Source organism: Planococcus sp. 1R117A, assembly GCF_051417975.1.
In the GTDB taxonomy this organism is placed as follows: domain Bacteria; phylum Bacillota; class Bacilli; order Bacillales_A; family Planococcaceae; genus Planococcus; species Planococcus shenhongbingii.
In genome coordinates this window covers 125,282-149,269 of the sequence record NZ_JBPRLO010000005.1, presented here as the reverse complement: position 1 = coordinate 149,269, position 23,988 = coordinate 125,282, and the positions used below count along the sequence as shown (strand labels likewise).

21 protein-coding genes and 1 riboswitch are annotated in these 23,988 nt (G+C 44.7%); of the genes, 2 read left to right on the top strand and 19 right to left on the bottom strand.

Features of this window, described 5'->3' with window-relative positions:
- Positions 1-63: 63 nt before the first annotated feature.
- The 16 genes from nhaC to ACSFXN_RS15325 form a co-directional block, all read right to left on the bottom strand.
- The gene (gene nhaC / locus ACSFXN_RS15400) at positions 64-1,542 is read right to left on the bottom strand and encodes a Na+/H+ antiporter NhaC (protein WP_437150955.1); all 1,479 of its coding nucleotides are present in this window, start codon (positions 1,540-1,542) and stop codon (positions 64-66) included.
- A gap of 413 nt (positions 1,543-1,955) precedes the next feature.
- The gene (locus ACSFXN_RS15395; protein ID WP_437151161.1) at positions 1,956-2,960 is read right to left on the bottom strand and encodes a histidinol phosphate phosphatase domain-containing protein; all 1,005 of its coding nucleotides are present in this window, start codon (positions 2,958-2,960) and stop codon (positions 1,956-1,958) included.
- Positions 2,960-3,742 carry a DeoR/GlpR family DNA-binding transcription regulator gene (locus ACSFXN_RS15390; RefSeq protein ID WP_437150954.1) on the bottom strand — a complete coding sequence of 261 codons (783 nt, stop codon included), beginning with the start codon at positions 3,740-3,742 and terminating at the stop codon, positions 2,960-2,962. The genes ACSFXN_RS15395 and ACSFXN_RS15390 overlap by 1 nt, the downstream gene beginning before the upstream one ends.
- The gene (locus ACSFXN_RS15385; protein WP_437150953.1) at positions 3,739-4,743 is read right to left on the bottom strand and encodes an ABC transporter ATP-binding protein; all 1,005 of its coding nucleotides are present in this window, start codon (positions 4,741-4,743) and stop codon (positions 3,739-3,741) included. Before ACSFXN_RS15385 ends, ACSFXN_RS15390 begins: the two co-directional genes overlap by 4 nt.
- Positions 4,740-5,525 (bottom strand): ABC transporter permease, encoded by a 786-nt coding sequence (locus ACSFXN_RS15380; RefSeq protein ID WP_301856913.1) that lies wholly within the window; start codon positions 5,523-5,525, stop codon positions 4,740-4,742. Before ACSFXN_RS15380 ends, ACSFXN_RS15385 begins: the two co-directional genes overlap by 4 nt.
- A complete protein-coding gene (locus ACSFXN_RS15375) occupies positions 5,525-6,301 on the bottom strand; it encodes an ABC transporter permease (protein ID WP_437151159.1) in 777 nt (258 codons plus the stop codon). The genes ACSFXN_RS15380 and ACSFXN_RS15375 overlap by 1 nt, the downstream gene beginning before the upstream one ends.
- Before the next feature lie 161 nt (positions 6,302-6,462).
- On the bottom strand, positions 6,463-7,284 hold the full coding sequence (locus ACSFXN_RS15370) for an alkaline phosphatase family protein (RefSeq protein WP_437150952.1): 822 nt from the start codon (positions 7,282-7,284) through the stop codon (positions 6,463-6,465).
- The gene (locus tag ACSFXN_RS15365; RefSeq protein WP_437150951.1) at positions 7,274-8,368 is read right to left on the bottom strand and encodes an ABC transporter substrate-binding protein; all 1,095 of its coding nucleotides are present in this window, start codon (positions 8,366-8,368) and stop codon (positions 7,274-7,276) included. The genes ACSFXN_RS15370 and ACSFXN_RS15365 overlap by 11 nt, the downstream gene beginning before the upstream one ends.
- 395 nt (positions 8,369-8,763) lie before the next feature.
- A complete protein-coding gene (locus tag ACSFXN_RS15360; protein ID WP_437150950.1) occupies positions 8,764-9,954 on the bottom strand; it encodes a CaiB/BaiF CoA transferase family protein in 1,191 nt (396 codons plus the stop codon).
- Positions 9,955-9,967: 13 nt separating this feature from the next.
- Positions 9,968-11,110 (bottom strand): alpha-hydroxy acid oxidase, encoded by a 1,143-nt coding sequence (locus tag ACSFXN_RS15355; protein WP_437150949.1) that lies wholly within the window; start codon positions 11,108-11,110, stop codon positions 9,968-9,970.
- 16 nt (positions 11,111-11,126) lie between these two features.
- Positions 11,127-11,903, bottom strand: a complete 777-nt coding sequence (locus ACSFXN_RS15350) for an enoyl-CoA hydratase/isomerase family protein (RefSeq protein WP_437150948.1) — start codon at positions 11,901-11,903, stop codon at positions 11,127-11,129.
- An 18-nt stretch (positions 11,904-11,921) separates the two neighbouring features.
- Positions 11,922-12,593, bottom strand: coding sequence for a methionine ABC transporter permease (locus tag ACSFXN_RS15345; protein WP_437150947.1), 672 nt, complete (start codon positions 12,591-12,593; stop codon positions 11,922-11,924).
- Positions 12,580-13,608, bottom strand: a complete 1,029-nt coding sequence (locus ACSFXN_RS15340; protein ID WP_437150946.1) for a methionine ABC transporter ATP-binding protein — start codon at positions 13,606-13,608, stop codon at positions 12,580-12,582. Before ACSFXN_RS15340 ends, ACSFXN_RS15345 begins: the two co-directional genes overlap by 14 nt.
- Positions 13,609-13,673: 65 nt before the next feature.
- Positions 13,674-14,483: a MetQ/NlpA family ABC transporter substrate-binding protein gene (locus ACSFXN_RS15335; protein ID WP_437150945.1), complete on the bottom strand. Its 810-nt coding sequence runs from the start codon at positions 14,481-14,483 to the stop codon at positions 13,674-13,676.
- A gap of 95 nt (positions 14,484-14,578) precedes the next feature.
- A riboswitch (SAM riboswitch) is annotated at positions 14,579-14,691 on the bottom strand.
- 397 nt (positions 14,692-15,088) lie between these two features.
- Positions 15,089-17,104 (bottom strand): LTA synthase family protein, encoded by a 2,016-nt coding sequence (locus ACSFXN_RS15330; RefSeq protein ID WP_437150944.1) that lies wholly within the window; start codon positions 17,102-17,104, stop codon positions 15,089-15,091.
- A gap of 647 nt (positions 17,105-17,751) precedes the next feature.
- On the bottom strand, positions 17,752-18,771 hold the full coding sequence (locus ACSFXN_RS15325; protein ID WP_437150943.1) for an SDR family oxidoreductase: 1,020 nt from the start codon (positions 18,769-18,771) through the stop codon (positions 17,752-17,754).
- A gap of 183 nt (positions 18,772-18,954) precedes the next feature.
- Between ACSFXN_RS15325 and ACSFXN_RS15320 the strand changes: the two genes are divergently transcribed.
- Positions 18,955-19,533, top strand: coding sequence for a DUF4256 domain-containing protein (locus ACSFXN_RS15320; protein ID WP_437150942.1), 579 nt, complete (start codon positions 18,955-18,957; stop codon positions 19,531-19,533).
- Positions 19,534-19,679: 146 nt separating this feature from the next.
- Here ACSFXN_RS15320 and ACSFXN_RS15315 read toward each other — a convergent pair whose 3' ends face one another.
- Positions 19,680-20,516, bottom strand: a complete 837-nt coding sequence (locus ACSFXN_RS15315; RefSeq protein WP_437150941.1) for an NAD(P)-dependent oxidoreductase — start codon at positions 20,514-20,516, stop codon at positions 19,680-19,682.
- A 90-nt stretch (positions 20,517-20,606) separates the two neighbouring features.
- The gene (locus tag ACSFXN_RS15310) at positions 20,607-21,926 is read right to left on the bottom strand and encodes a GntP family permease (protein ID WP_437150940.1); all 1,320 of its coding nucleotides are present in this window, start codon (positions 21,924-21,926) and stop codon (positions 20,607-20,609) included.
- Between the two features lie 348 nt (positions 21,927-22,274).
- Here ACSFXN_RS15310 and ACSFXN_RS15305 point away from each other — a divergent pair, with 348 nt between their 5' ends.
- Positions 22,275-23,156 carry a LysR family transcriptional regulator gene (locus ACSFXN_RS15305; RefSeq protein ID WP_437150939.1) on the top strand — a complete coding sequence of 294 codons (882 nt, stop codon included), beginning with the start codon at positions 22,275-22,277 and terminating at the stop codon, positions 23,154-23,156.
- A gap of 64 nt (positions 23,157-23,220) precedes the next feature.
- Here the strand turns inward: ACSFXN_RS15305 and ACSFXN_RS15300 are convergent, their stop codons facing one another.
- Positions 23,221-23,985: a hypothetical protein gene (locus ACSFXN_RS15300; RefSeq protein WP_437150938.1), complete on the bottom strand. Its 765-nt coding sequence runs from the start codon at positions 23,983-23,985 to the stop codon at positions 23,221-23,223.
- Positions 23,986-23,988: the final 3 nt, after the last annotated feature.

Sequence of the window (23,988 nt, the reverse complement as noted above, 5' to 3'; positions counted from 1 at the left end):
TCAGTCCCTAAAAAAGCGGGCATCCCTTTGAAAGTTAAAGGGATGCCCGCTTTTAATTATCTTTTAAACGCCTTCTGTCAATTCGTTTTCACGATTCATTCTTTCTTGCTTGGCTTTCAATTGCGTCATTTCATCTTCTGTCAAAAACTGAACTTTGTAGCCGACGAGCGCCATGATGATTCCAATGATTGGCACTGCATAATTGACCACCGCATAAGGAGCATACGCAAATGGATGGACTGCCAAAGTCGCCAGGATAAAGACTCCGCATGTATTCCAGGGAATAAATGGCGAAGTCAAAGTTCCGCCGTCTTCAAGCGCACGGGATAAGTTTTTCGAATGCAGCCCTTTTTCCTGATAAGCTCTCGCATACATCCTGCCCGGCAAAAGGATCGAAATGTATTGTTCTGAAGCCGTAGCATTTGTGAAGAAAGCCGAAACGATGGTTGCAGCGATTAAACTGCCGGCTGATTTCGCCACTTTCAAAATTTGTTTAACTATGGCTTTCAGCATGCCTGTCTGTTCTAAAACACCGCCAAAGACCATAGCAAAAATAGTCAAGGAAACGGTGAACATCATCGCTTCAATACCGCCGCGGTTAAATAATTCATCAACCATGTCGTTTCCTGAAGCAATCACAAAACCGTCATGGAGCGTGTTGACCGCATCTCCAACATTTCCGCCCTGCACAAGAATTTGGCACATAAAGCCGAGAAATACTCCCGCTATTAATGCAGGCAATGCCGGCACTTTCAGCATTACCATAACCACAATCGCCAAAGGCACAAGCAATAGCCAAGGTGAAATGATGAAACTGCTGTTGAGTGCCGCCAAGATGTTTTGGATATTTTCTTTATCCACTTCAGCTCCGCCGAATTGACGGCCAAGGAAAAAATAGACGATCAAAGCAAGGACCAGGCCCGGTATCGTCGTATAGGTCATATGCTTAATATGGTCAAATAAATTTGTTCCTGTTATGCCAGCCGCCAAATTAGTAGTATCAGACAGCGGCGACATCTTATCGCCAAAGTACGCTCCTGAGATAACCGCTCCAGCCACCATTGCCGCTGGGATGCCCATACTTATGCCAATCCCCATGCCTGCTACACCGATGGTCCCCATTGTCGACCAGGAACTGCCGATTGCCAGTGAAACAATTCCGCAAATGACGCAGATGGTCATTAAGAACAAAGAAGGGGTAATGATTTGTAATCCGTAATAGATCATGGTTGCAATAATGCCTCCACCAATCCAAGAGGCAATGATCATTCCAACAACTATGATGATTAAAATTGCCGGAAGAGCGAGACGGATTCCTTTATAGGCTCCTTCTTCGATGTCTTCCCATTTATAGCCCAGACGCCAAGCGATAAATGCAGCAACCACTGTTCCCACAGCCAAAGGGACATGCGGACTGCCTTCGAATATGATAATCGTGATAGCCATTACGGCAATCATAGTAATCAATGGAATAATCGCCAATAAAAACGGTGTTTCAATCTCTCGTTGCTTTGTTTTGATCTCTTGCTGCTCCGTTTGCATCTCATGCAACCCCTTACATTTAAAGTATGACTTTATATTACATTAAAATTCAAAATAATCTAGAAAAAAATTTAATTTTAACTGTTTATTTCCGAAGTTGGGATAATTTCTAAAAAATTATTTGTCTGTTGGCTGATATTCGAGGAAGACTTCGACTTGGTTGAAGAAGCGCAGAAATTCATTAAAACACTTTTATTAGAAAGTATTGCCGCCAAAACAAAAAGGGGCTGTCCAACAAGTCTATTATTAGACTTATTGGACAGCCCCTTGCTTCTAATAAAGCGTAGGTTAATACTATTGCTCCTGCATCGCTTCGCTAGCTTCGTCGAAAAGGAGTTGTCCCAAATTACTTTTGGGACAACTCCTTTTCTCTTAGCTATGTATTTAAAAATGATTTCTTGGCCATCGTTTTATCATAAATAGTGATACTTTTTCATCCGCTGATCAAAGCTCACTAAGCTTTTCATGCCCAATTCTTTTAACTTCTCGCTATTTTCAGCTGTATAATTTCCAAGATCGTCCGGATAATGGCTATCGGATGACAAAGTGAATTCGACTCCCCGCTCCACTAAAGTTTTTAAAAAGGATGGCCCCGGGCACATTTCCTTCACCGGATACCGGTAATACAGCCCAGCATTCACTTCGGTGGCAGTTTTTGTCTCGACAAGCGCATCCGCTATGGCTTCGTGCCATTTTTGATTGAACGCCGCATCTTCCACCTGGTAGTTAAAAACTTTCAAATTATCCAAATGCGCTACAAAATCAAATAACTCTGACCGGATGGCGCTTTCCACAGTGGCATAAAATCGATTGTACAAATCCTTTAGATCAAACTTCTGGAAAGCATAGGCGGTTTGAGGGTTATCGAATCCCCATCCGTCTATAAAGTGAACAGATCCGATAACGAAATCCCAAGGATATTCTCCTAACAGTTCCATCAGCTCCGCTTCGCAGCCTTTAAAATAATCCGCTTCGATGCCGAGCTTCAATTCAATTCCTTGCAGTTTCCATTTTTCTTTTTCCCTTACGATTGCGTCAACAAAATCATCCATTTTCTCCGTCATGACCTGGTCCAGCCAGTCTGATTGAACTTTCCCGATGGGATGAGTATGATCGAGAATCATGTTTTTTTCAAAATAACTCCGTGTTTCTTTAAAGCGATATAAATGGTCAACGATGCCGACTTCCTTCAAACCTAACTGCTTCGCTTTTTCCAAATACAAGTCCAGCCAGAAACTGCTAAAGCAACCGTATGCCATCCGATCTTGTAACTGCTTGACTTGCCAGATCATAAATTCCTTCGAGCCTTTCTTCAAATCACTTGGCGTTTCGAAGGACGCGAAGGTCTTAGAAGTGCGTTCCAGCCAGTTCAATGTATAGGGTCCTTCTTCCAAATGAACGTGATAATCCATCTTCATCATTCTATTCCTCCTTCAACTACCGTCCATAGCTGCTCGTATTCCGGCCAGTCTTTCGGGCACGGCCCATCACAGAGGACTTCGCTTAGTTCATCCATGCCGCAAATGCTGTAAAACGATTGCTGCCCGATTTTAGAAGAATCGGCCATCAAGATCCGGCTGCCGCTCCGCTCCAGCATTTTTGACGAAACCAGCGATTCGTCCATGTCAAAGTCAAAGACGGTTCCATCTTTTATGCCGCCGCAAGATAAAAAGGCTTTATCCAGATTCATTTTATTTAGCCATTCGACAGTTATGGAACCAGCCACTGAAGCTTGTGCCGGGTTTGTAATGCCTCCCAGCAAAATCACTTTTCCGGTTATCCGCCCTTCTTCCAATGCGAGGTTAAAACGCTCAGCAGCAGCGAGTGAATTGGTGACTACGGTCAGGTTATGCAAGCCGTCCAAATAATCTGCCAGGTATACCGTCGTACTGCCAGTGTCCACTCCGATGGTATCGCCATCTATAATCCGGCTGGCAGCAACTTTGGCAATTTGCCGTTTTGCATCTTTTTGCATATCCATTTTCCGTTTGAATTGCGGTTCAACCCGAAGATTAACAAAATGGACAGCTCCACCGTGTACACGGGTCAATAATTTTCGCTCTTCCAATTCTCCCAGATCTCTCCGGGTAGTTTCCGGTGCGACTTCCAATTGTTCGGCAATGTCCCCAACAGATATTTTCTGTTTTTCCTGCAACTGATTGAGTATATAATGGAATCTTTCGAGTTTAGAAAAAGTCATGTTAAATCAATCACATCTTCCGGCGCGACATAACATTCGTATTCCTTTCCAACTTCAATCGAATACCCGCGGTGATGCAGCTGTTCTACAGAAAACTCCCGCTTTCCTGACTGGAATACGGTGCGAATGACGTTTCCGCTCATCACTGATTTTTGGGCGACCGCTTTTAAACGGTAGTCCGCAGCATTTCCTTCAAACGAAATCGCTTCTGGACGAATCGCCAGTTTGTCTCCTGTTTTCGCTACTGTTTCTCCTAGCAGCCCTTCCAGTTCCATTTTGTCGAAGACATTGTAATGGCCGATGAAGTTTGCAATAAACTCTGTTTTGGGCTTTGTATAGATTTCAGTGGGCGTTCCCCATTGGGCAATTTCCCCTTTATTCATGACAAAAATCTTATCCGATACAGCCATTGCTTCTTCCTGGTCATGCGTTACGAGAATCATCGTAATTCCCATTTTCATTTGGATGGAACGCAAATCCGCCTGCAATTTTTTTCGGATTTGGGCATCCAGCGCGCTGAGCGGCTCATCCAGCAGCAGCACTTTCGGTTTGACGATCAAAGCCCGCGCCAATGCCACCCGCTGCTGCTGGCCTCCGGATAATTCGTGAGGATAAGCAGCGCCTTTATCAGACAGATGGACAATCTCCAAGATTTCCTGCACTTTCGTTTCTATTTCTCCTGCAGGCATTTTATTGATTTTCAAGCCAAAGGCTACATTTTCGTAAACCGTCATATTGGGGAACAATGCATAGGACTGGAACACCATGCCGATTTCACGTTTTTTGGTCGGCACTTTTTCCATGTTTTTGTTTTCGATTTTCACTTTGCCCGATGTGGCTTCCGTTAACCCGGCAATGATGCGCAGAATGGTGCTTTTGCCGCAGCCACTCGGCCCAAGAAGCGTAACGAATTCTCCTTTTTCAATCGACATATCAATGGAAGAAAGAACGGTGGAGGCACCGTAGGTTTTTTCAAGGTTTTCTATTTGGACATAACTCATGACTTCACCAGACCTTTCGATTGTTTTGTCAATATGGAGATCGCCAAAGTCAAAATCCCCATCAACACAAGATATACAAAGACAACTGCACTTGCCACATGGCCACTGGTGCTCAGTTTTTCCATCAAATAGATTTGAACGGTTTCAAATCTTGAGCCGACGACCAGGTTGATGAGCACGAACTCCCCGAATAAAATCGAGAACGACAATAAAGCACCGACGAATAACCCTGGATATACTGCTGGCAGCAAGACTTTCGAAAAAGCCTGCAGCTTTGAAGCACCTAATAGCTCCGCTGCATCCAATAATTGTTTAGCGTTAATATTTCTAAGGCTGTTGCGTGTTCCTTGGTAAATATAAGGAAAAATGCTGATGACATAAGCGCCTAACACCGCCAAAATCATCGGCACTCCAAATTGGGAGTATGTACGGATCAAGCCAACCGCTAAAATGACGCCTGGGAAAGCATAGACCAGGACAACAATGGTTTGCATCCATTTTTCATATTTCGGAAAATACAGCACCACGACGAATATCGCCGGAACAATGAATAGGAAGGCAAGAAGGACTGCGCCTCCAGACAACAAAACCGAACGTCCGAATGCTTGAATGAAGTCGGCATCCTGGAACAGCACTTTCAGCCATTTGAAGGTTAGCCCTTCCGGAAATACTGTACTGTTCCATTTCGTTGCAAAAGCATAAAGCGCCGTGGCAATAATGGGCAATACCAAGTAAAGAACTAGAAAAAACAAGAATAGATCAGGGATCCCCTTTTTCTTCATCATAGACTCCTCCTCGTTTTCTTAATGCTCCATTCACTCAGGATCATCGCTGAAATCATCGTTGCCCCGAGCAGCACGGCTATGGCACTGGCAAGTTCCGGTTGGGCAAAAATATCTCCGGACAGCAAAGTTCCGATTCGGATAGCTGCTAGATTGAAGCTGCTGCCGGTGAGGGCATAAGCCGATGCATACGCACCCATCGCGTTGGCAAACAATATGCTGAATGTCCCGACGATTCCCGGAAGCATGACCGGAATTCCGATTTTCATCCAGAACTGAATCGTATTGGCTCCGAGCAAGGCAGCGGCATCTTTCCACTGCTGCTGGATTCCGTAGTAAATCGGATATAAGAGCATGAGTGAAAGCGGCAATTGGAAATAGATATAGATGAGCAACAAACCGCTCCAGCTATACAAAGAAAAAGAAGAAAATGCATCAATCCCCCATTTTTCAAACATTAAAGTAAACAGGCCGCTATTCCCAAGCAGGACAATAAATGCAAACGCCAAGGGAATACCTGAAAAATTCGAAGTTAAATTGATCATGACCAAGATCCGTTCTCTTACCGGATCCGAGAAGCGCATCATTGCGTAAACCGCAAACAGCGTCACGACAAGCGCGACCAAAGCAGAAACGGCTGACAGCGTAATGCTGTTTTTAAACCCTTGTAAAATATAACTGCTTGTCAAAGTCGTTTTATACTGATTCATGGTGAAGCCGTCGCTGTTAGTAAAACTTGAAATGAACATATTAACCAAAGGCAAGGCAAAGAACATGAGCATGAGAATGATGAACGGAATGAGCAAGAGCAAAGACTTTCTTTTCGGTGTCAAAATATCACTGCTTCCATTAAAGAATACAGAAAGGCAAAAGCCTTTCTGCTGCATATCAATTTGTAGCTTATCTTAGTTTTCCAAGCAAACCCTGATTTCCGAAATCAACGGCACCCTTCGAGCGTTAAAGAAACCATGGCTTCTGACGGTTCAATTTCCAGCAACCGGCAGACCAGCGGGGCAATCTCCAACTGGGAGACAAGCTCATCCGATACCGCGGCTGCCACTTTGTCAGATAGCACAAACAGCGGGACGTGACGATCTTCAGCTGTGTTTCCGCCGTGGTTGCCGTCTGCCGTCATTCCGTGGTCAGCAGTGACGATAACGTCGTATCCCCGTTCCATGCATAATGGAAGAAAGACTGAAAGCAAGGCGTCGACTGAAAGCACGCGATTCCGGTATTCTTTTGAATCCGCTGTAAACTTGTGGCCATCATCATCCACATTCATTGGATGGATATAGAGAAAATCGGGTTTTTTTTGCTCCAGTAACCACGAAGCTTCCGCAAAGAGGTGGCTATCCGGGTAATGGTCTTCGAAATAAAATAAGCCGTTTTCAATCGGCAGTCCTGTATCCAGTTGAATCCGATCTTCCATGACATTGAACGGCGCTGAATTATACAACTCACTCACCCAATGATAAGCGGCGGCGGCGGTCTTTTTTCCGCTGCTTTTTGCCAAATGGAACAAGCTCTGCTGAGTCGATAGCCGCACCGTCCGGTTGCTGTTGATGCCATGGACAATAGGTGGTGTACCTGTCAGAATGGTCTCGTATAATGGGCGGGACAGGGCGGGAACTTCTGAACGCACTTGATAACGCGCAGCCACGCCGCTTTCCACTAAATGCTGCATATAGCCCATATGGCTGCAAGCTGTATCAAACCGGAGGGCATCTACGACGATTAGAACGACTCGATTAGTTGCCATGGATCAATACCTGCTCCTGCCACATTTGTGGGATTTTTTTTGTTGCTTCTTCCCAAGCAGCCTGGTCTTCGACCGGTTTTGCTTTTTCATACATTTCATCCGGCAGCAGCATCGCTTTCACTTCCGGTGAAAGTTCTACATTTTCACGGATTGGACGGGCATAGCCTTTCGCCAAGTTTTCTTGCCCTTCATCAGACAGGATATACTCTCTTGCTAACATCGCCGCATGTGGATTTTGAGCATATTTATTGATTACAGTGGCATACCCGGAAGTAACCGACCCTTCTTCAGGAATGACAACATCGAATCGGGATTCGTCAATTTGATTGCTGTAGCCCAATGCATTGAAATCCCACATGATGGCTACATCGATTTCCCCCTTTTCAAGGTTTGCCACCGTCGGATCTCCCTGCAAGCGTCCCTGTTCTGCCAGTTCAGCGAAAAAGTCGATGCCCGGCTGCAGGTTATTTTCATCGCCGCCAAAAGCCATCGCCGCTCCTAAAATGGCAAATTGCGCCTGGTTCGCCGTTAAGGCATCGCCAATGCTTACAACATAATCGCCATTTTTAATGTCTTCCCATGATTTCGGCGGATTTTTAACATTGCTTGTATCTGTCAGAAAAGCCATAGTACCTGTATATCCGACTACCCAATGGCCTTCATCATCTTTCGCCCATTCCGGAATATCATCCCAATAACTTGTTTTATAAGCTTGAGTCAATCCTTTTTCTTCCGCAATTGGTCCGAAAGCAATTCCAACATCACCGATATCCGCAGAGGCATTGTCTTTTTCCGCTTCGAATTTTGCCAGCTCTTCCGCACTCGACATATCTGTATCAGTGTGGTCTATGTTAAACTCGGTTTCTATTTCATTCCAAGTCTCTTCCCAGTTAGCCCATGTGTCGGGCATGCCTACTGAATTCACTTCGCCTTCCGCTTTCGCTTTTTCCACTACTTCATCCTTCGACAAAGAATTGCCATCTACTTGAGCACTCACATCTTTACTATTATCAGAACATGCCGCCAGCAAACTGACAGCCATGATTCCCAGCATGCTTCGTTTTAAAATCTGTTTAAAGACCATTTTTAGAACCTCCGTTTGTTTTTGTTTGTTTTGATTTGATTACAGTGATAATCATAGTAAACAAACATTGAGCCAGTATGGAGCCTTTGATAACTCTTGATAAAGATTGTTGAGGAATTATGGAGAATATAAAGATGTTCTTTATTATTGAAATATAGTAAAAAAAGAGTTGACTTCTTTTCGGATTTCAGAAGGGATGGTTAAATCTCGGGGGATTCCAAAGCGAGGCAAAACGAGATACAAAAGGATAATCCTTTAATTCAACTTAACAAAAATAAAACACTGCCTCTCCATATAACAGCGGATGGGGTGTGGCATGAAAGTGGGTTTCTTTAATTTCAAAAAGCCTCTCCGACAGATGCCGGAGAGGCTCTTCACTTTCTATATAACAGAAATTACAGGAAAACTTTATTCCCTTTTAATTCTTCGATGTCTGCTTCTAAAAATCCAAGTTCCTGCAAAATTTCTTCATTGTGCTGGCCAAGAGTCGGCGCCGGTTTGTTGATTTGGCCTGGCGTTTCAGAGAATTTCGCTGGGAATCCCAGAGTTTTCACAGGGCCAGCAACAGGATGTTCAAACTGCTGGATCATTTGGCGGAAATTGATATGCGGGTCCGCCAATGTTTGATCGTAGGAATAGATCGGGCCGCACGGAATGCCGCTTTTGTCCAATAATTGAAGCCAGTGTTCAGATGAATGTTCAGCAAACACGGTTTCGATTTCTTGTTCCAGCTCTTCCGAATGATCATTCCGCTTGCTGTTTGTTTCATATCTTGGGTCTTCCAGCCATTCAGGTTTCCCAACGACTTCCAAACAGAATTTCTCCCATAATTTTTGATTGCCGGCACCTACCAGAATCGAACCGTCTTTGGTTTCGTATCCTTGGTAAGGGGCAGAAACCCGGTGAGCCGTGCCGTTGCGGGAAGCAACTTCGCCTTTTCCAAAATAAGCCGCCGCTTCCCATACTGTCCAAGCCAATCCGGAATCGACCAGCGATACATCGATGTATTGCCCTTCCCCTGTTTTCAGCTGATGGATATAAGCTGCCATGATTGATTGGATTGCCGTTTGGGCAGCTGCGATATCATTGATGGCGATTCCCACTTTTACCGGCTTGCCTTGCTTTTCGCCGGTCATGTCGATAAAGCCGCCGAGTCCTTGGGCCATAATGTCATAGCCGCCTTTTTGGCTGTAGGGACCGGTCTGTCCATATCCGGAAATCGAGCAATAAATAAGCGCAGGATTAACGGCTTTCAATGCCTCGTATCCGATTCCCAGCTTATCCGCCACACCTGGCCGGTAATTTTCAATCACCACATCAGCCGTCCGGATCAATTCCTTGAAAACAGCCAGTCCTTCCGGCGCTTTCAGATCCAGGCACATGCCGCGTTTGTTGCGGTTGACCATCATATACATATAGCTTTCTTCGTTTATATAAGGGCCCATTTTACGGGTGTCGTCCCCGCCAGCCGCTTTTTCAACTTTAATGACGTCAGCACCCATATCGCCGAGAACCATTGTGCAATAAGGCCCCGCCAATACTTGCGTCAAATCCACCACGCGCAGACCCTGCAAAGCTTGTTTCACCGTTAACCTCTCCTTACTCTCTGATCAATTTAATAGAAGCGAATTTTGATATATCGGGAATGCCGGCTAATGCCAGTGACACTTTCGTTTCTTCTATAAAGTTTTCCAGTACTTGTTCGACGCCAGCCTGCCCAGCAACAGCCAGCCCATAAATATAAGGCCGGCCGAGCAGCACGGCATCTGCACCAAGCGCCAAAGCCTTGACGAGATCCGTGCCTCTCCGGATGCCGCTGTCCAACAAGAGCGGGATTCTTCCATTAACCGCTTCGGCAATCAGCGGCAAGGCATCAAGTGATGCCGCTACACCGTCCAATTGACGGCCTCCGTGATTAGAGACGATGATGCCATCAATCCCTGCTTCTACAGCCAATATGGCATCATCCGGATGGAGGATACCTTTCAGCAAGACGGGCAATGTAGTCGCTTGTTTGATGTCTTCGATTTTTTTCCAATCGAATGATGGATGATGGATATTCTCCAAAATGCCTTGGATAATGCCTGCATCACTCGTATCAGCCAATGATTCCATAAAAACACGGTCATTGAGGTAATTCGCTTTCCCTATGCCTTCACGCAGCGGGGAAAAGTTGTTTCGCAGATCTTCTTCCCGCCAGCCAAGCATGACCGTATCCACGGTCACCACAATGGCTTCATATCCAGCTTGTTCAGCGCGTTTCAGCATACTGTATGAAACGGCTTCGTTATTTGACCAATACAGCTGGAACCATCTTGGGTTAGTTCCTGCCGCTTCTGCGATGTCTTCCAGTGAATAGCTGGAGACGGTGCTGGCGATAAAAGGCACATTCCATTTTGCGGCTGCGCGGACAGAAGCGAGATCTCCGTCTTCATGGGCAAGTCTCTGCATGCCGATCGGCGCCAGCAAAAAAGGATGGGCGTACTTATGCCCAAATAAAGTGATCGAAGTATCAATAGAAGAAACATCATTCAGCATGCGGGGCAAGATGGCCCATTTCGAAAACGCGGAACGGTTCCGGCGCAGCGTTTCTTCTGCTCCAGCACCTGAACGGATATGCCCGAACTCATGTGCTTTCATTTTCTGTTCTGCGCTTTGTTCCCACTCTTCATGCGTCAGCGGAGAATCATTTTGAGAGGCGATGTTTTTTAAAAACGCATCTCCTTCTAATCTGCTGCTCATCAGAATCGCTCCTTTATCAAGTGAAATTCGGTTGTCTTTTCTCCAGGAAAGCTTGAATGCCTTCTTTATAATCATCGGATTCGAAAGAATCCAAAATCAGCGAAGCCATTTGTTCATCTTCGGATTGTGCTCCGTCAATGATGGCTTGGATCACTTTTTTATTGCCATGCATCGCTGTTGAAGACACAGCAGCCAGTTCCTGGGCAAAACTCCATGCCGCCTCGTTGGCCGCATCTCCTTCGTGCAGCTGCTGCACGATTCCAAGTTCTTTCGCTTCTTCCGCTTTGATCAGTTTCCCGGTATACAGGAGCTCTTTTGTTTTAACCGGGCCGATAACGTTCAACAAGCGTTTCGTGCTCCGCAGATTATAGATGATGCCGAGGCGCGCCGCTGTGATGCCGAATTTGCTGTCAGTTGACGCAATGCGGAAATCGCAGGACATTGCCAATTCCAATCCGCCGCCGATCGCCAGTTTCCGGATCAGTGCAATGGTCGGCTTCGGAAAACGGTAAAGCTGCTCGATTGCTGCCAGGGCATGGTCGTTATAGTTTTTTGCTTTTTGCTGAGACAAACGATTGTCCATGAATTCCTTGATATCCGCTCCTGCTGAAAAAGCCCTGTTATCGACGCCTCTAAGAATCAGCACTTTAATAGAAGAATCTTCAGCCGCTTCAGTCAGCAATGACGGCAATTGTTTGAACATGTCGAGTGAAAATGCATTGCGCTGGTCCGCGCGGTTGATCACAAGTGTCGCGATCGCTCCGTCTTTCTCCAGATACAATTCGTTTTGCATTGAAATAATCTCCTCTGTTTAATCTTTTTTTAGACGGGCCGAAAAATAATTCCCAAGACTTTGAACGCCTTGAACCAGAATGATTAAGATAAAAACGGTAGCATACATAACATCGACCTCATAGCGCAAATGGCCATAACGGTAAGCCAAGTCACCCAATCCGCCTGCTCCGACAAGCCCGGCCATCGCTGTAGCGCCGATCAGCCCGACTGTAGCAATCGTCAACCCGAGGACAATCGACGGGCGCGCTTCGCGCAATAAAACATTCCAGATAATATGTCTTGTTTTGATGCCCATCGCTTCATAAGCTTCACGGACGCCGCTGTCCACTTCCAATAAAGAAGACTCCATTAACCGGGCTATATACGGCGCGGTATAAATGACTAAAGGCACGATAACGCCTTGGACGCCAATCGTTGTGCCGACAAGCAGCTTCGTAAATGGCAAGATGAAAAACAGCAGAATAATGAACGGAATTGAACGGATTATGTTGACAAGCAGATTCAGGATTTGATATACCCATTTGTTTTCCCAAGCTTGCCCGCGCCGCGTCAATACCAGCAAAATCCCTAAAGGTATTCCCAGTACAGCGGAAATCGCCAGTGAAATCAACACCATTTGAGCGGTTTCAAGAACTGCGGTCCCAATCACCGGCAGCCATTGTTCAACGAATGTATTAAATCTTTCCATATTGATCATCCCATTCCTCAATCACTACACCCTTGAATTTTAAAAACTCCAACGAGCGGCCAACTTCTTCTTTTGCTCCTGCAATATGCACATCCAGGTTTCCAATGACCCCATTTTTCAATTCCATGATGTTCGCCGTTAAAATATTCGGCTTTACATCAAATTCTTTTGCCATAGCGGCAAGAACCGGATCTCCTGTAGCTTCTCCGCGGAACGTCAGACGCAGCACTGAACCGCTTTTCTTCAGGTTAGCGACAAACTCCTTCGACAATTTCCGCTGCGAAATCGTATTCAGGAAACTCCGTGTCGTTTTATGCTGCGGTTTTGAAAACAAATCGATTACCGGACCGTCTTCCACAATTTCACCGCCGTCCATCACATAGACATGGTCGCATATTTTCTGAATGACATGCATTTCATGGGTGATCAGCAAGATAGTGATGCCGAATTCCGCATTAATCTTCAGCAGCAAATCCAGAATCGATTCGGTGGTTTCAGGATCGAGTGCGCTCGTCGCTTCATCGCTGAGCAAGACATCCGGCTCTTGTGCAAGGGCACGGGCAATGGCGACACGCTGTTTTTGTCCGCCTGATAATTGTGCCGGGTAAGCGTTTTTCTTTTCTGTTAAGCCGACGATCTCCAGATACTTTTCCACTCGCTTTGGAATTTCCGCAGCTTCCACTCCGATCAGCTTTAAAGGAATGGAGATATTCTCTTCGACTGTAGCCGTCCGAAGCAAATTGAACCCTTGGAAGATCATGCCGATATTTTTGCGTTCTTCCAACAGTTCACTTTTCGACAGCTCCGTAAACTCCCGGTCATTCAGCCGCACTTTTCCAGCGGTTGGAGCTTCCAGTAAATTCACGCAGCGGATCAACGTGCTTTTCCCGGCTCCGCTATAACCGATGACGCCATGGATTTCCCCTTTTTTCACATGCAGCGATACATCGCTCACTGCCCGGATAACTCCTTTTTTCGATTTAAATTCTTTTGAAACATTCTCTAGTTGAATCATGCTCGTTACACTTCCTTCTAAATAGGAAAGGCCCGTGGCATAAATGCCACGCGGCTCTCCGAATTTTACCAGATTGGCAATACAGACCCATCGAATTCTTCTTCGATAAAGGCTTTGACTTTATCAGACTGATAAGCCGCGTTCAGCTTTTCAAGTACAGCGTCGTCTTTATTTTCTTCTCTTACCACAATATGGTTGACGTACGGAGAATCGCTTGATTCCAATAAAATCGAATCTTCAAGTGTATTTAATCCTGCTTCAATCGCCCAGTTTGTGTTGATGGCTGCTGCGTCCAGTTCGCTTAACTGCTTCGGAATCTGCGCTGCTTCCAGCTCGATAAACTCAAGTTCCAGCGGGTTTTCTTCTACATCAAAAACCGATGCCGTTTCTTCCGTTCCTTCTTTCAGCGTGATGACTCCCGCTTCTTCCAGGATGAACAAGGCACGGGCGCCGTTCGTTGGATCGTTCGGCAAACCGAATGTTGAGCCTTTCGGCAATTTTTCAATGGAGTCATATTCGTTCGAATAAACGCCCATTGGATTTAGAATCGTTGTCGCGCCAGGCACCAGAGTTGTTCCATGATCTTCATTGAACGCTTCCAGGAACGGTTTATGCTGGTAGCTATTGACGTCCAAATCACCTTCAGAAAGCGCCGTGTTCGGCAGCACATAATCGGTAAAGACTTTCAGCTCAATTTCCAGTCCGTCTTCTTTAGCGACTTCCGATACGACTTCCATGATTTGCTCATGGGGACCAGAAGTAACGCCCACCACTAATTTTTCTTCGCTCAATTCAGTGGACTCGGTATTGCCGCTGCACCCTGCCAATAAACCTGCTGCAATAGTTAAAGCTGTAAAAACACCTAGTTTTCTCATTTTAATATCCCCCAATAGTTTTTTAAGCTCGAAATACGAAAAAGCCTCTCTTTCCATAAAGAAAGAGAGGCACAAATTTATCGTAAATTCATCCTCTCTTATCTTTCAGAACTTTTCAGTTCTGCTGGATGTAGCACCTTTCCATGTGATTAACATGGATGGTTGCCGAGCTTCATAGGGCCAGTCCCTCCGCTACTCTTGATAAGAGATTAGTTGCTTATTCAATTGCGAAACCTTATTGATAAATTTAGCGCATTAACACGTCAAAGTCAACGTTTTCTTAATATTATTTTTTCTTAAAATTGTATAACAATAATCATCGGCATTTCACTTCAACCAAAACTTCCGATAAACTGGAAACAAGTGTTCCATTTTCAGTTGTGCCCGTTAACGGACCAAGGATCAGATTCAAACTTCACAATTCTTTACATCTTCTTTGCAATAGATTATCAATGCTTTGAGATACTGTGGTTAACAAGCAAAAGAAGGCGTTGGAGAACCGGGTGAAAATTGCAGTGATTGGAGAAATTCGCAGGAAAAGAAAAAGAGGCTATCTCTAAAGCCAGCAAAAGCCGGCTTCTCAGATACCTCTTCTATTTCATCAGTTATTCTATTGGTTCGACTGGTTCAACTGGTTCAACTGGTTCAACTGGTTCAACTGCCGGTTCTTCAACCGGCCCTACAGCAGGTTTGTTCAAGTAATTATAGTCGGCTGGATCAATGGGCTTGAATCCATCAGGTGTATAGAATCTCAGCAAGTCGCCGTTGACTACCCGGTCTGACAGCTGCAATTCGTAATTCCCGTACTGCTGGAGTTTTTGCGCTTGTTCCAGTTGATTCTCATCGATTGGCAACCCGGTTTCAGGGTCATAGAAGGTGTCACCAATTGAATAGATCTCCGGACTGGCATAATCACCATTTCTGAAAGTCACCAGTTCTTCATGTTCATCGGACAATAGATCTGTACCGAACTGGATGTAATTCTGTGTTTCAACTCCAAGCAAATGCATCACAGTCGGCAGAAGGTCGATTTGGCCGCCATACGTATGGTTGATGCCGCCTTCCATGCCTGGCACGTGGATGAACAGCGGAACCCGCTGCAGCTTGGTGTTTTCAACTGGAGTGATTTCTTTTGAAAGCACTTGTTCCATCGCTTTATTGTGATTGTCGGAAATTCCGTAATGGTCGCCGTACATCACAATCATCGTGTTATCCGCTAAACCGGATTGTTCCAGATCCGCAAAAAACTGCTGAATCGCTTCATCCGCGTAGCGCGCTGTCTGGAAGTAATTATCGACACTTGCATCACCCGTCGTGCCTTTTCCGATTGTCGTCAACTCCTGGTCGATTTTATAAGGGAAATGGTGCGACACCGTGATGAATTTCGAATAAAAAGGCTCCGGCAATGTGGCCAGCATATCTGCCGACTGCTCAAAGAACGGCTTATCCATTACGCCGTATTCTGCCATATCTGCTTCAGTCAAGCCGGTATAAGACTCAATATCAAAGAAATGGTCATAGCCAAAGGATTTATAGATTTCAGAGCGATTCCAGAAGGTACCGTTGTTGCCGTGGAAGACAGCAGATGTATATCCTTTATCTTTCAAAATGGCAGGAGCTGACTGATACGTATTGTCGCTTTTCGTGATAAAAGCCGATCCTTTGGACAAACCGAATAGCGAGTTTTCCAGCAGGAATTCCGCATCCGCTGTTTTACCTTGAGCGGTTTGATGGAAGAAATTATCGAAATACAGCGTATTTTGATCTTTAATCATTGAATTTAAAAACGGAGTCACTTCTTCCCCGTTCAATTTATAGTCCATCAAGAATGTCTGCATCGATTCCAGATGCAGGTAAACGACATTCATCCCTTCAGCTGCACCGAAATATGCTTCATTTGGAGCTGCATGATTGGATTTTGTGTAGTTCAACACTTCTGTAACTTCGTCGCTGTCAGCCAATACTCGTTGAGAAGAGGATTTAAGCGTTTCAACTGTGTCATAAAGAGCGTAATTATACATGCCTAAATACTTCACAATGTAACTTCTGTCAAAACCGCGGGTCAATAATTCCGGCCGGTCTGCTTCCGCCAAGCCAAGATTGAAGAACGAAACGGCCAATGCGATGGTGATGACCGGAAGGACAGTTTTGGTTTTGAAGTTGCGGGACTCTTTCTTGACTCTTTTCGAAAATACTAAATATGCCAGTAAAACAACATCCACAAAGAAAAGTAAATCGGTCGGCTGTATCAGTGTAGCGATACTGCCTCCTAAATCGCCGAAATTCTGTGTTTGAAACATTGTCGGCAACGTGATGAAATCACTGAAAAATCGGTAGTACACCACGTTCGCATACAAAAAGACAGACATGAGGATATAGATTACTAGGAGTGATATGTACTTTCGCGTACCTTTAAAAAAGAGCGACAAGCTTAAAAGCAACAGCGCGGATCCGAGTGGGTTGATGAACAGCAGGAACTCCTGGAGGAATCCGTCGACATCTAATTTAAATTGTGTTTTTTGGGATACATAGGTCTTCATCCATAGCATGACAACAGCTAATAGAAAAAGAGGTACATACTTGTTATAAGTTTTAGTATTCGCAGTTTTGTTTTTCTCCATATTGCACCTTCTCATTATTAAACTTCACGGGAACTATTCGGACATTGAACTAAAAAAGCTTGAAGTCAGATAACCTCAAGCGAGAACTTCTTACAAAGAATGACAAACTCCATTTTACTAAAATACTAATAAAAATGACAGTTTAAAGTTTTCCGCTCTCACAGCTATTGTTTCAAAAGAAATAAAACCTTCTATTTTTAGGAACGATTCGCCTCGCCTAAGGTTCCCAAACTTGGTTTTTTCATTTCATTTCCACTGCGACCGGTTATTTTCCCCGTTGGCTTTCGCATATTTCGCTGTGAAACCAATAACCCGTTCTGGCTCAATCATTGGCTATTCCTAAACATTCTCAGCGTCTAATGAAATAATATTATTAATTCGCATAAGCAGCTCTGCCTATCCTTATGACAAAGCTGTTATTTTATTAAAAAGCGATTGATGTTTGATTAAAAATCCCCTATCTTATTAGTTTACCACAAATAGGGAAGTTCTTCCAAACTATTTAAATGAAATTGTTCCATGGCATATTCTTCTCCTAACAAAAACAAGCAGCTGCTGAAGCAGGAGACAAATTATCCTGCAGCAGCTGCTGCATCAAATACTTGATCCAAATGTACTTACAACCGGAAGCCAATGAACTTTCTATTTTAAAGAGCCCGTTGTTTCCAATCTTCCAGCACCGCTTTTTCTTTCTCTGGATCCAATCCTGCATTGCGCTTTGTTACTGTTCGCGCAGCTTCCCAGGCGAGCGTGTCGCGAACCGTTTCGCTGACCGGCCGGAACGTCAGTCCGGCTTTCAGCGCTTTTCGAATGTCCACTGTGAGGAAACCGGCCATCTTTTCCCGGTCCGGTATCCATAGCGGCATGTCTGACCAACCTTCTATTCCATGTCCCAATAAAAAGTTTTCATCAACCCAGCACAATTCCGCATCGCTTTCGGCAACCGCCTTGCAGACTTCCAAAAACTTCTTCATCGTCAACTTTTTTTCAGGCCCTGTCGCATTAAAGGTTCCGGTAGTCTGCGCTTCCACCAGTTTGACGATCCACTCGGCCAAGTCCCGGACATCGATGAATTGCACTTCTTTGTGTCTTCGTCCCGGCGCCAGCACTTCCCCGCCTTTTGCAATGCGATTTACCCAGTAATTGAAGCGGTCCGTAAAATCATAAGGCCCGACAATAAGCCCCGGCCGGATGATCAAACTGCGTTCTGGAAATGCCCGTTCCACTTCCTGCTCGCATAAAAACTTCAATTCTCCGTAATGTTCGCTGACCACTTTACTGGCTTCCATTTTCTTCAGCTCTTCTACTTTTTCTGGTGCCAGCTGCCCGACCACATGATTTTCATCAATTCCCGGTTCTTCCAATTCTGCATAAACTGAGGCAGTTGAGATGAAAGTATAATGCCCGGCTGCATCATTGAGCAGCTCGGCTGATTCCCGGACAGTCCACGGAACATAACCGCATGTATCAATCACTGCATCCCACGAACGCCCTTCCAGCTCCTTTAAATCCCTGTCCCGGTCTCCAATCAGCTTCTCTGTCTCCGGAAACAACTCCGGATTTGTTTTCCCGCGATTAAACAACGTCACTTCATGCCCTTTCTGAAGCGCTGTTTCAGTCAGAAAACGGCCCAAAAAACGAGTGCCTCCAAGAATCAAGATTTTCATATCTATTCCCCTTTCTTTTTTCAAAAAGGTTTATTAAAAAATCGAATCTCAGTCATTTCTTCTGCAGCCATCAGCTTATAATATTCTACCGCGGCATCGGACATTCCTTTTTTTCCATAGAAGCAACATTTTTAGATATACTTGAGTTATTACCTATATAAATAAACCTAAGGAGGAAAACACATGACCAAGACAAATAACAGCAGCAAAAACGAATTGACACCAGAACAACGCGAAGAACTGCTCAGCACATTGAAAGACCGTTTCGAGAACAACATCACTCGCCATGAATGGCTGGAATGGGATAAGATTCAAGCCAAGCTGGAGGCGAATCCCGCCAAGCTGTGGTCGCTCTATGAGATGGAACGGACGGGCGGGGAACCGGATGCCGTAGATTACGATAAAGCGGAAGATGAATACATTTTCTATGATTGTTCAGAGGAAAGCCCGAAAGGCCGCAGAAGTGTTTGTTATGACCCGGAAGCGCTGGAGGCGAGAAAGAAAAACAAACCTGAAAACAGCGCAATCGGCATGGCAGCAGACATGGGCATTGAGCTATTGTCGGAAGAACAGTACCGGGCGCTGCAAAAATTGGGGAATTTCGATCTGAAGACTTCCAGTTGGGTACAAACCCCCGAGCAGATCCGGGAACGCGGTGGCGCTCTTTTCTGCGATCTCCGCTACGGGCAAGTCTTTTTGTATCACAACGGCGCAGACTCCTATTACGCTGCCCGGGGTTTCCGCGGTGCGTTGAAAGTTTAAACTTGATGAAAACGAGCTTCTACTGGGAAAATACAGCCCGTAGAAGCTCGTTTTCATTAAACTTATGTCCAAATGAAAAGGAAAGGATTCTATGTAATACAGAACCCTTTCCTATTAAAAATTGTCTAACCAACCTATTTGTTCAATTACTTTGCTTCTGGCTTCTCTTTTTCCATCGAGTTGAACAATTGAATCGATGACAAGGCGTTGAATGGCATAGAAACATTGTGTTTGATGCCTTGGTTGTAAGACGCGATTAAGTCTTTCAATAGAACAGCCAACGCAGTTTCAGATGTCCATTCAGAAACATCGCTCCAGTTGCGGACTACCCAGCTGTCACCTGTGCTCACTTTCAACAAGTTCAATACTTCTTCTTCAGGCAAGTTGTAATGTGCCCCTAGTTTCAAGCCTTCCGCTACAGCATTCATGTTGATGCCGAGGATCAGGTTATTGATCAATTTCGCTGCCTGGCTGTTGCCGACTTCTGTGCCATAGTAGAATGTGTTCGAGCCAACTGCATCAAAGTAAGGCTGGAACGATTTCACGATTTCTTCTGAACCGGAAGTCATGATCGACAACGTACCTGCTTGAGCACCAGATGCCCCGCCGCTCACTGCTGCGTCAATCAAGTTCAAATCACTTTCTTCTTCAACTTTTTTGCTCAATTGGTTCATCGTTTCCGGATCTAGTGTACTCATCACGATGATGGTTTTGCCTTTTGGCTGAGCGGACAACAGACCGCCTTCACCGAAGATGATGTCAACGTTTTGCGCGTAGTCGCGAACCATAGAGATGATTGCTTCGTCGGATTGTTCCGCTACTTCTTTCAAAGTCTTAACCATCGTGATTCCTGCTGCTTCCGCTTTTGGATAAACCGCTGGGAATGCGTCGTATCCGATAACTTCAAATCCAGCTTTCAATAAGTTGACTGCCATTGGGAAGCCCATTGTTCCTAATCCTACAAATCCAATTTTTTTACTCATGTCGAATTCCTCCTAATAGGGTGTTGAATTTTTGGTGGTGCGGATTCGTTCTGATTTCATCGTTCTTTTAATGTTCTTCTTGTTTCGTGATTAAGCTAAACCTACCAACGTCATGATGATGATGACAATCAGCGCGATCCAGTGGGTTACGTTAATACTGATAAAGGCATTTTTGAAGGTGTCTTTCATCGGCAATCCTGTCAAGCTGTTAAAGATGATTAAGAAACCAGAGTAAGGGACGATAGCTAATGCCCCCGCCGAGATGGCAATTGTACGGTGGATCGTTTCAGGATTCATCCCCATTTCCAGATAAATCGGGGCAAAGTTCTGGACTGCGATTCCGATGGCTCCAACTGCGGAAGCGGTGATCCCGCTGATCAGACCTGTACCGATCATCAGTGACAGGATCGGAGGTCCAGGGATCGATTGGATCATTCGGAAGACGCCTTTAAACGCTGGAACACTGGTGGTAATGCTACCAAATGCAATGGTACTGCCTGTCGTGATGGTGGATGCCAATGAGTCGGCAGCCCCTTCGTTTAATGCTTCTCTTTGTTGAGTGATTTGTTTACGGAATAAAACCGCACTCAGTAAAATCGCTACAATCAAAGCCACAATGATGATATTGTTCACTGAACTGAAAATCAGGATGATGGCCAGCAAAGTGACAATCGGCAGCAAGCTGACAAGGAATGAAGGCAGTTCACGGTCAACGACCGCTTCATCTTTCAATACGCCGTCTTTCACTTCGAAGGTTTCGTTCTTCTTCAAACTCTTATTGAGCGACCATTTCATGAATAGCAGGATGAAAACAATCGCAACAATCGAGGTCACAATCCCGATTAACGGTGCTGCTGTCAGCGAAGTACCCAAGCCCGTTGATGGTACAATATTATGCAGGGACGGTGCCCCCGGCAGCATCGTCATGGTGAATGTTGATGTCCCCCCGAAAATCGGAATAATCACCAATTTCCAGGAAATGTTCAACTGTTGGAAAATCGGCTTCGCCATCGGAATCAAAGCAAAGATGATGACGAAAACGTTAATGCCGCCGTATGTGAGGATGGCGGAAATGATGAACAATGCCACTAAAGCATTGTACGGGTTCTTCGTTCCGACCACCGACAAGACTTTATCGGCGATCGAAACCGTCGCCCCACTCTTGTCCATATATTTCGCCAAGATCGAACCCAATAAGAAGATGGCAAAGTTGGCCGCAATAAATCCGGCAAGTGCCGTCATATAGGAGTTTTCTTTGCCAAATACCGTCTCCAGTATCGGGACTCCACTGAACAGCAGGACGACAATCGTAGCGATGGGAGCTGCCACGATGATGCTGAACTTTTTCACAATAAAGAGAATGATCGTCAGGATTCCTAACGCAATTCCCAGTAAACCCAATATATCCATTTTATTTTTACCTCATTACTTTTTAGTAGTTTTACTCTTCCAAGAAAACTTGCTCAGTATGCGCATACAATGCTTGTTCTCTTTTTCCAAGGCTAAAGTATCTCGAATTCAAGATATATAATTCACAAGTATGGCAACAGCTTTACGTCAATGCCTTATCTAGTTTTTATGCCTTGTGAAAATAAAACAGAAATTATCTGAAAAATCTTATTCATTCACCATCCGTTTCTTCTCTTCTAAGTTAAAATTGTTAACGACCCATATAGTATACAATTCAACTGTTCATGAGTAAAATGAATGTTTAGAATGATAATCATCTATATTAATCATGGTTAGGAGTTTAGAGATATGGACATACGCCATCTTACTTACTTTATAGAAGTAGCTAAATATAAAAGTTTCACGGAAGCGTCGAAGTCCCTTCATCTGTCACAGTCTACAATCAGTAAAGTAGTCAAAGACTTGGAAGATGAATTGAATGTTGAACTGATTGACCGTTCGACAAAGAAAATTGATTTAACAGAGGCAGGGGAAATCGTCTTGGCGGAAGGCGAAGTGATTATGGAATCGCTGAATGATTTATCTGTTAACCTATACGATTTAATGAACTTAAAAAAAGGAAAAATAAAAATTGGCATCCCGCCAGTAATCGGGTTTTTGTTTTTCCCGAAAATCATCAAAGGGTTTAATAATCTATATCCCGATATCAAACTAAAAATTACGGAAGATGACTCGAAAAAAGTCCAACAGGATGTTAGAGACGGAAAATCGGACTTGGGGGTAGTAATTTTGCCAGTGGATGACAAGGAGTTCGATTCAGTTCCTTTGGTCGATGAACAACTGGCGCTTTTTGTTCATCATTCCCATCCCTTCGCACAGAAGGAAAAAGTGGAAATGAAAGAGCTGAAACATGAAACCTTCATCCTGTTTAAACAAGCGCTCTTTCATAGCCTGATTGTCCAAGAATGCCAGCGAGCCGGTTTTCAGCCAAAAATCGCTTATGAAATTTCCGAATGGGGCTTCATCAGTGAAATGATTGGCGAAAACTTAGGGATTTCAATTTGCCCGAAACCTATCGAGAAAAAATTCGATCCTGAATTAATCAAAGCAATTCCCATCGTCAATCCAACATTTCCTTGGAAACTGGGCCTCATATCCAAAAAGAAGAAAAAACCTTCACCTGCGGTCCGTGAATTCATCCACTATCTATCGGATAACGCACCTTTCTAATCATAAAAAAGAGCTTCCGGGAGTAGCTTGCACCCCCGGAAGCTCTTTTGTCATTCATAGATATTCAACCCAAAGCCGATTCCCGTTCCTCCATCGCTTTACGCCATTTCACCACTTCGCGCTCTTCAATTTGCTTCGCCAGCTTCTCATCCCAGCTGCCTTGCAATGTATTCCAGACGCGGGCATAAAAAAGGTCCTGCTGTTGATCGTATAATTGAAATTCAATGCACGGAATCCAGTGCGTTTTGTGCTCAATGCAAGCTGTAATGTCCGTCACGATGATTTGAAAACTTCCTTCCTCTGCATACACCATTTCCTTGGCAAGAAGCTGCTGCATTCGGTCTTTTTTCAAGCTTCCTTTTACTGCGTCATAGCGATAAAGCGGAAGCTTCTCTTCAGCTTCCGGATGAGCAGCTTCTGCCGTTAACAGGTAATCGTCATGGATGGCACTATAGGAGATCAATGTTTGATCCCCTTCCATTTCTTCATCAAAAATGCCTTTTTCCAGGTAGCTATATCCTTTAGCCGTCAATTTAAAGCCCTTTTTTTCAAGCTGAATCAATTGCCCGCGCTGCATCTTGTCGATCAAGTCGCGGATAAACAGCTCTTCCACCAGCAGCATATCCGCTAAAGCAGCGGCTCTGCGGATATCCGATTCCTGAAAAGCAAAGAGCAGCATTTTCATCAAGATGTCCATTTTCAATCGCTTGACCCGGTTAAAACTTACGTCATAGGACACAATCGGCAGCTTCCACACCTGTTCTTTTATGATGGACACATCGGAGATGGCCAGCAGACGCGACCGAAGCTCATTTTTAAGTTGATCCACACG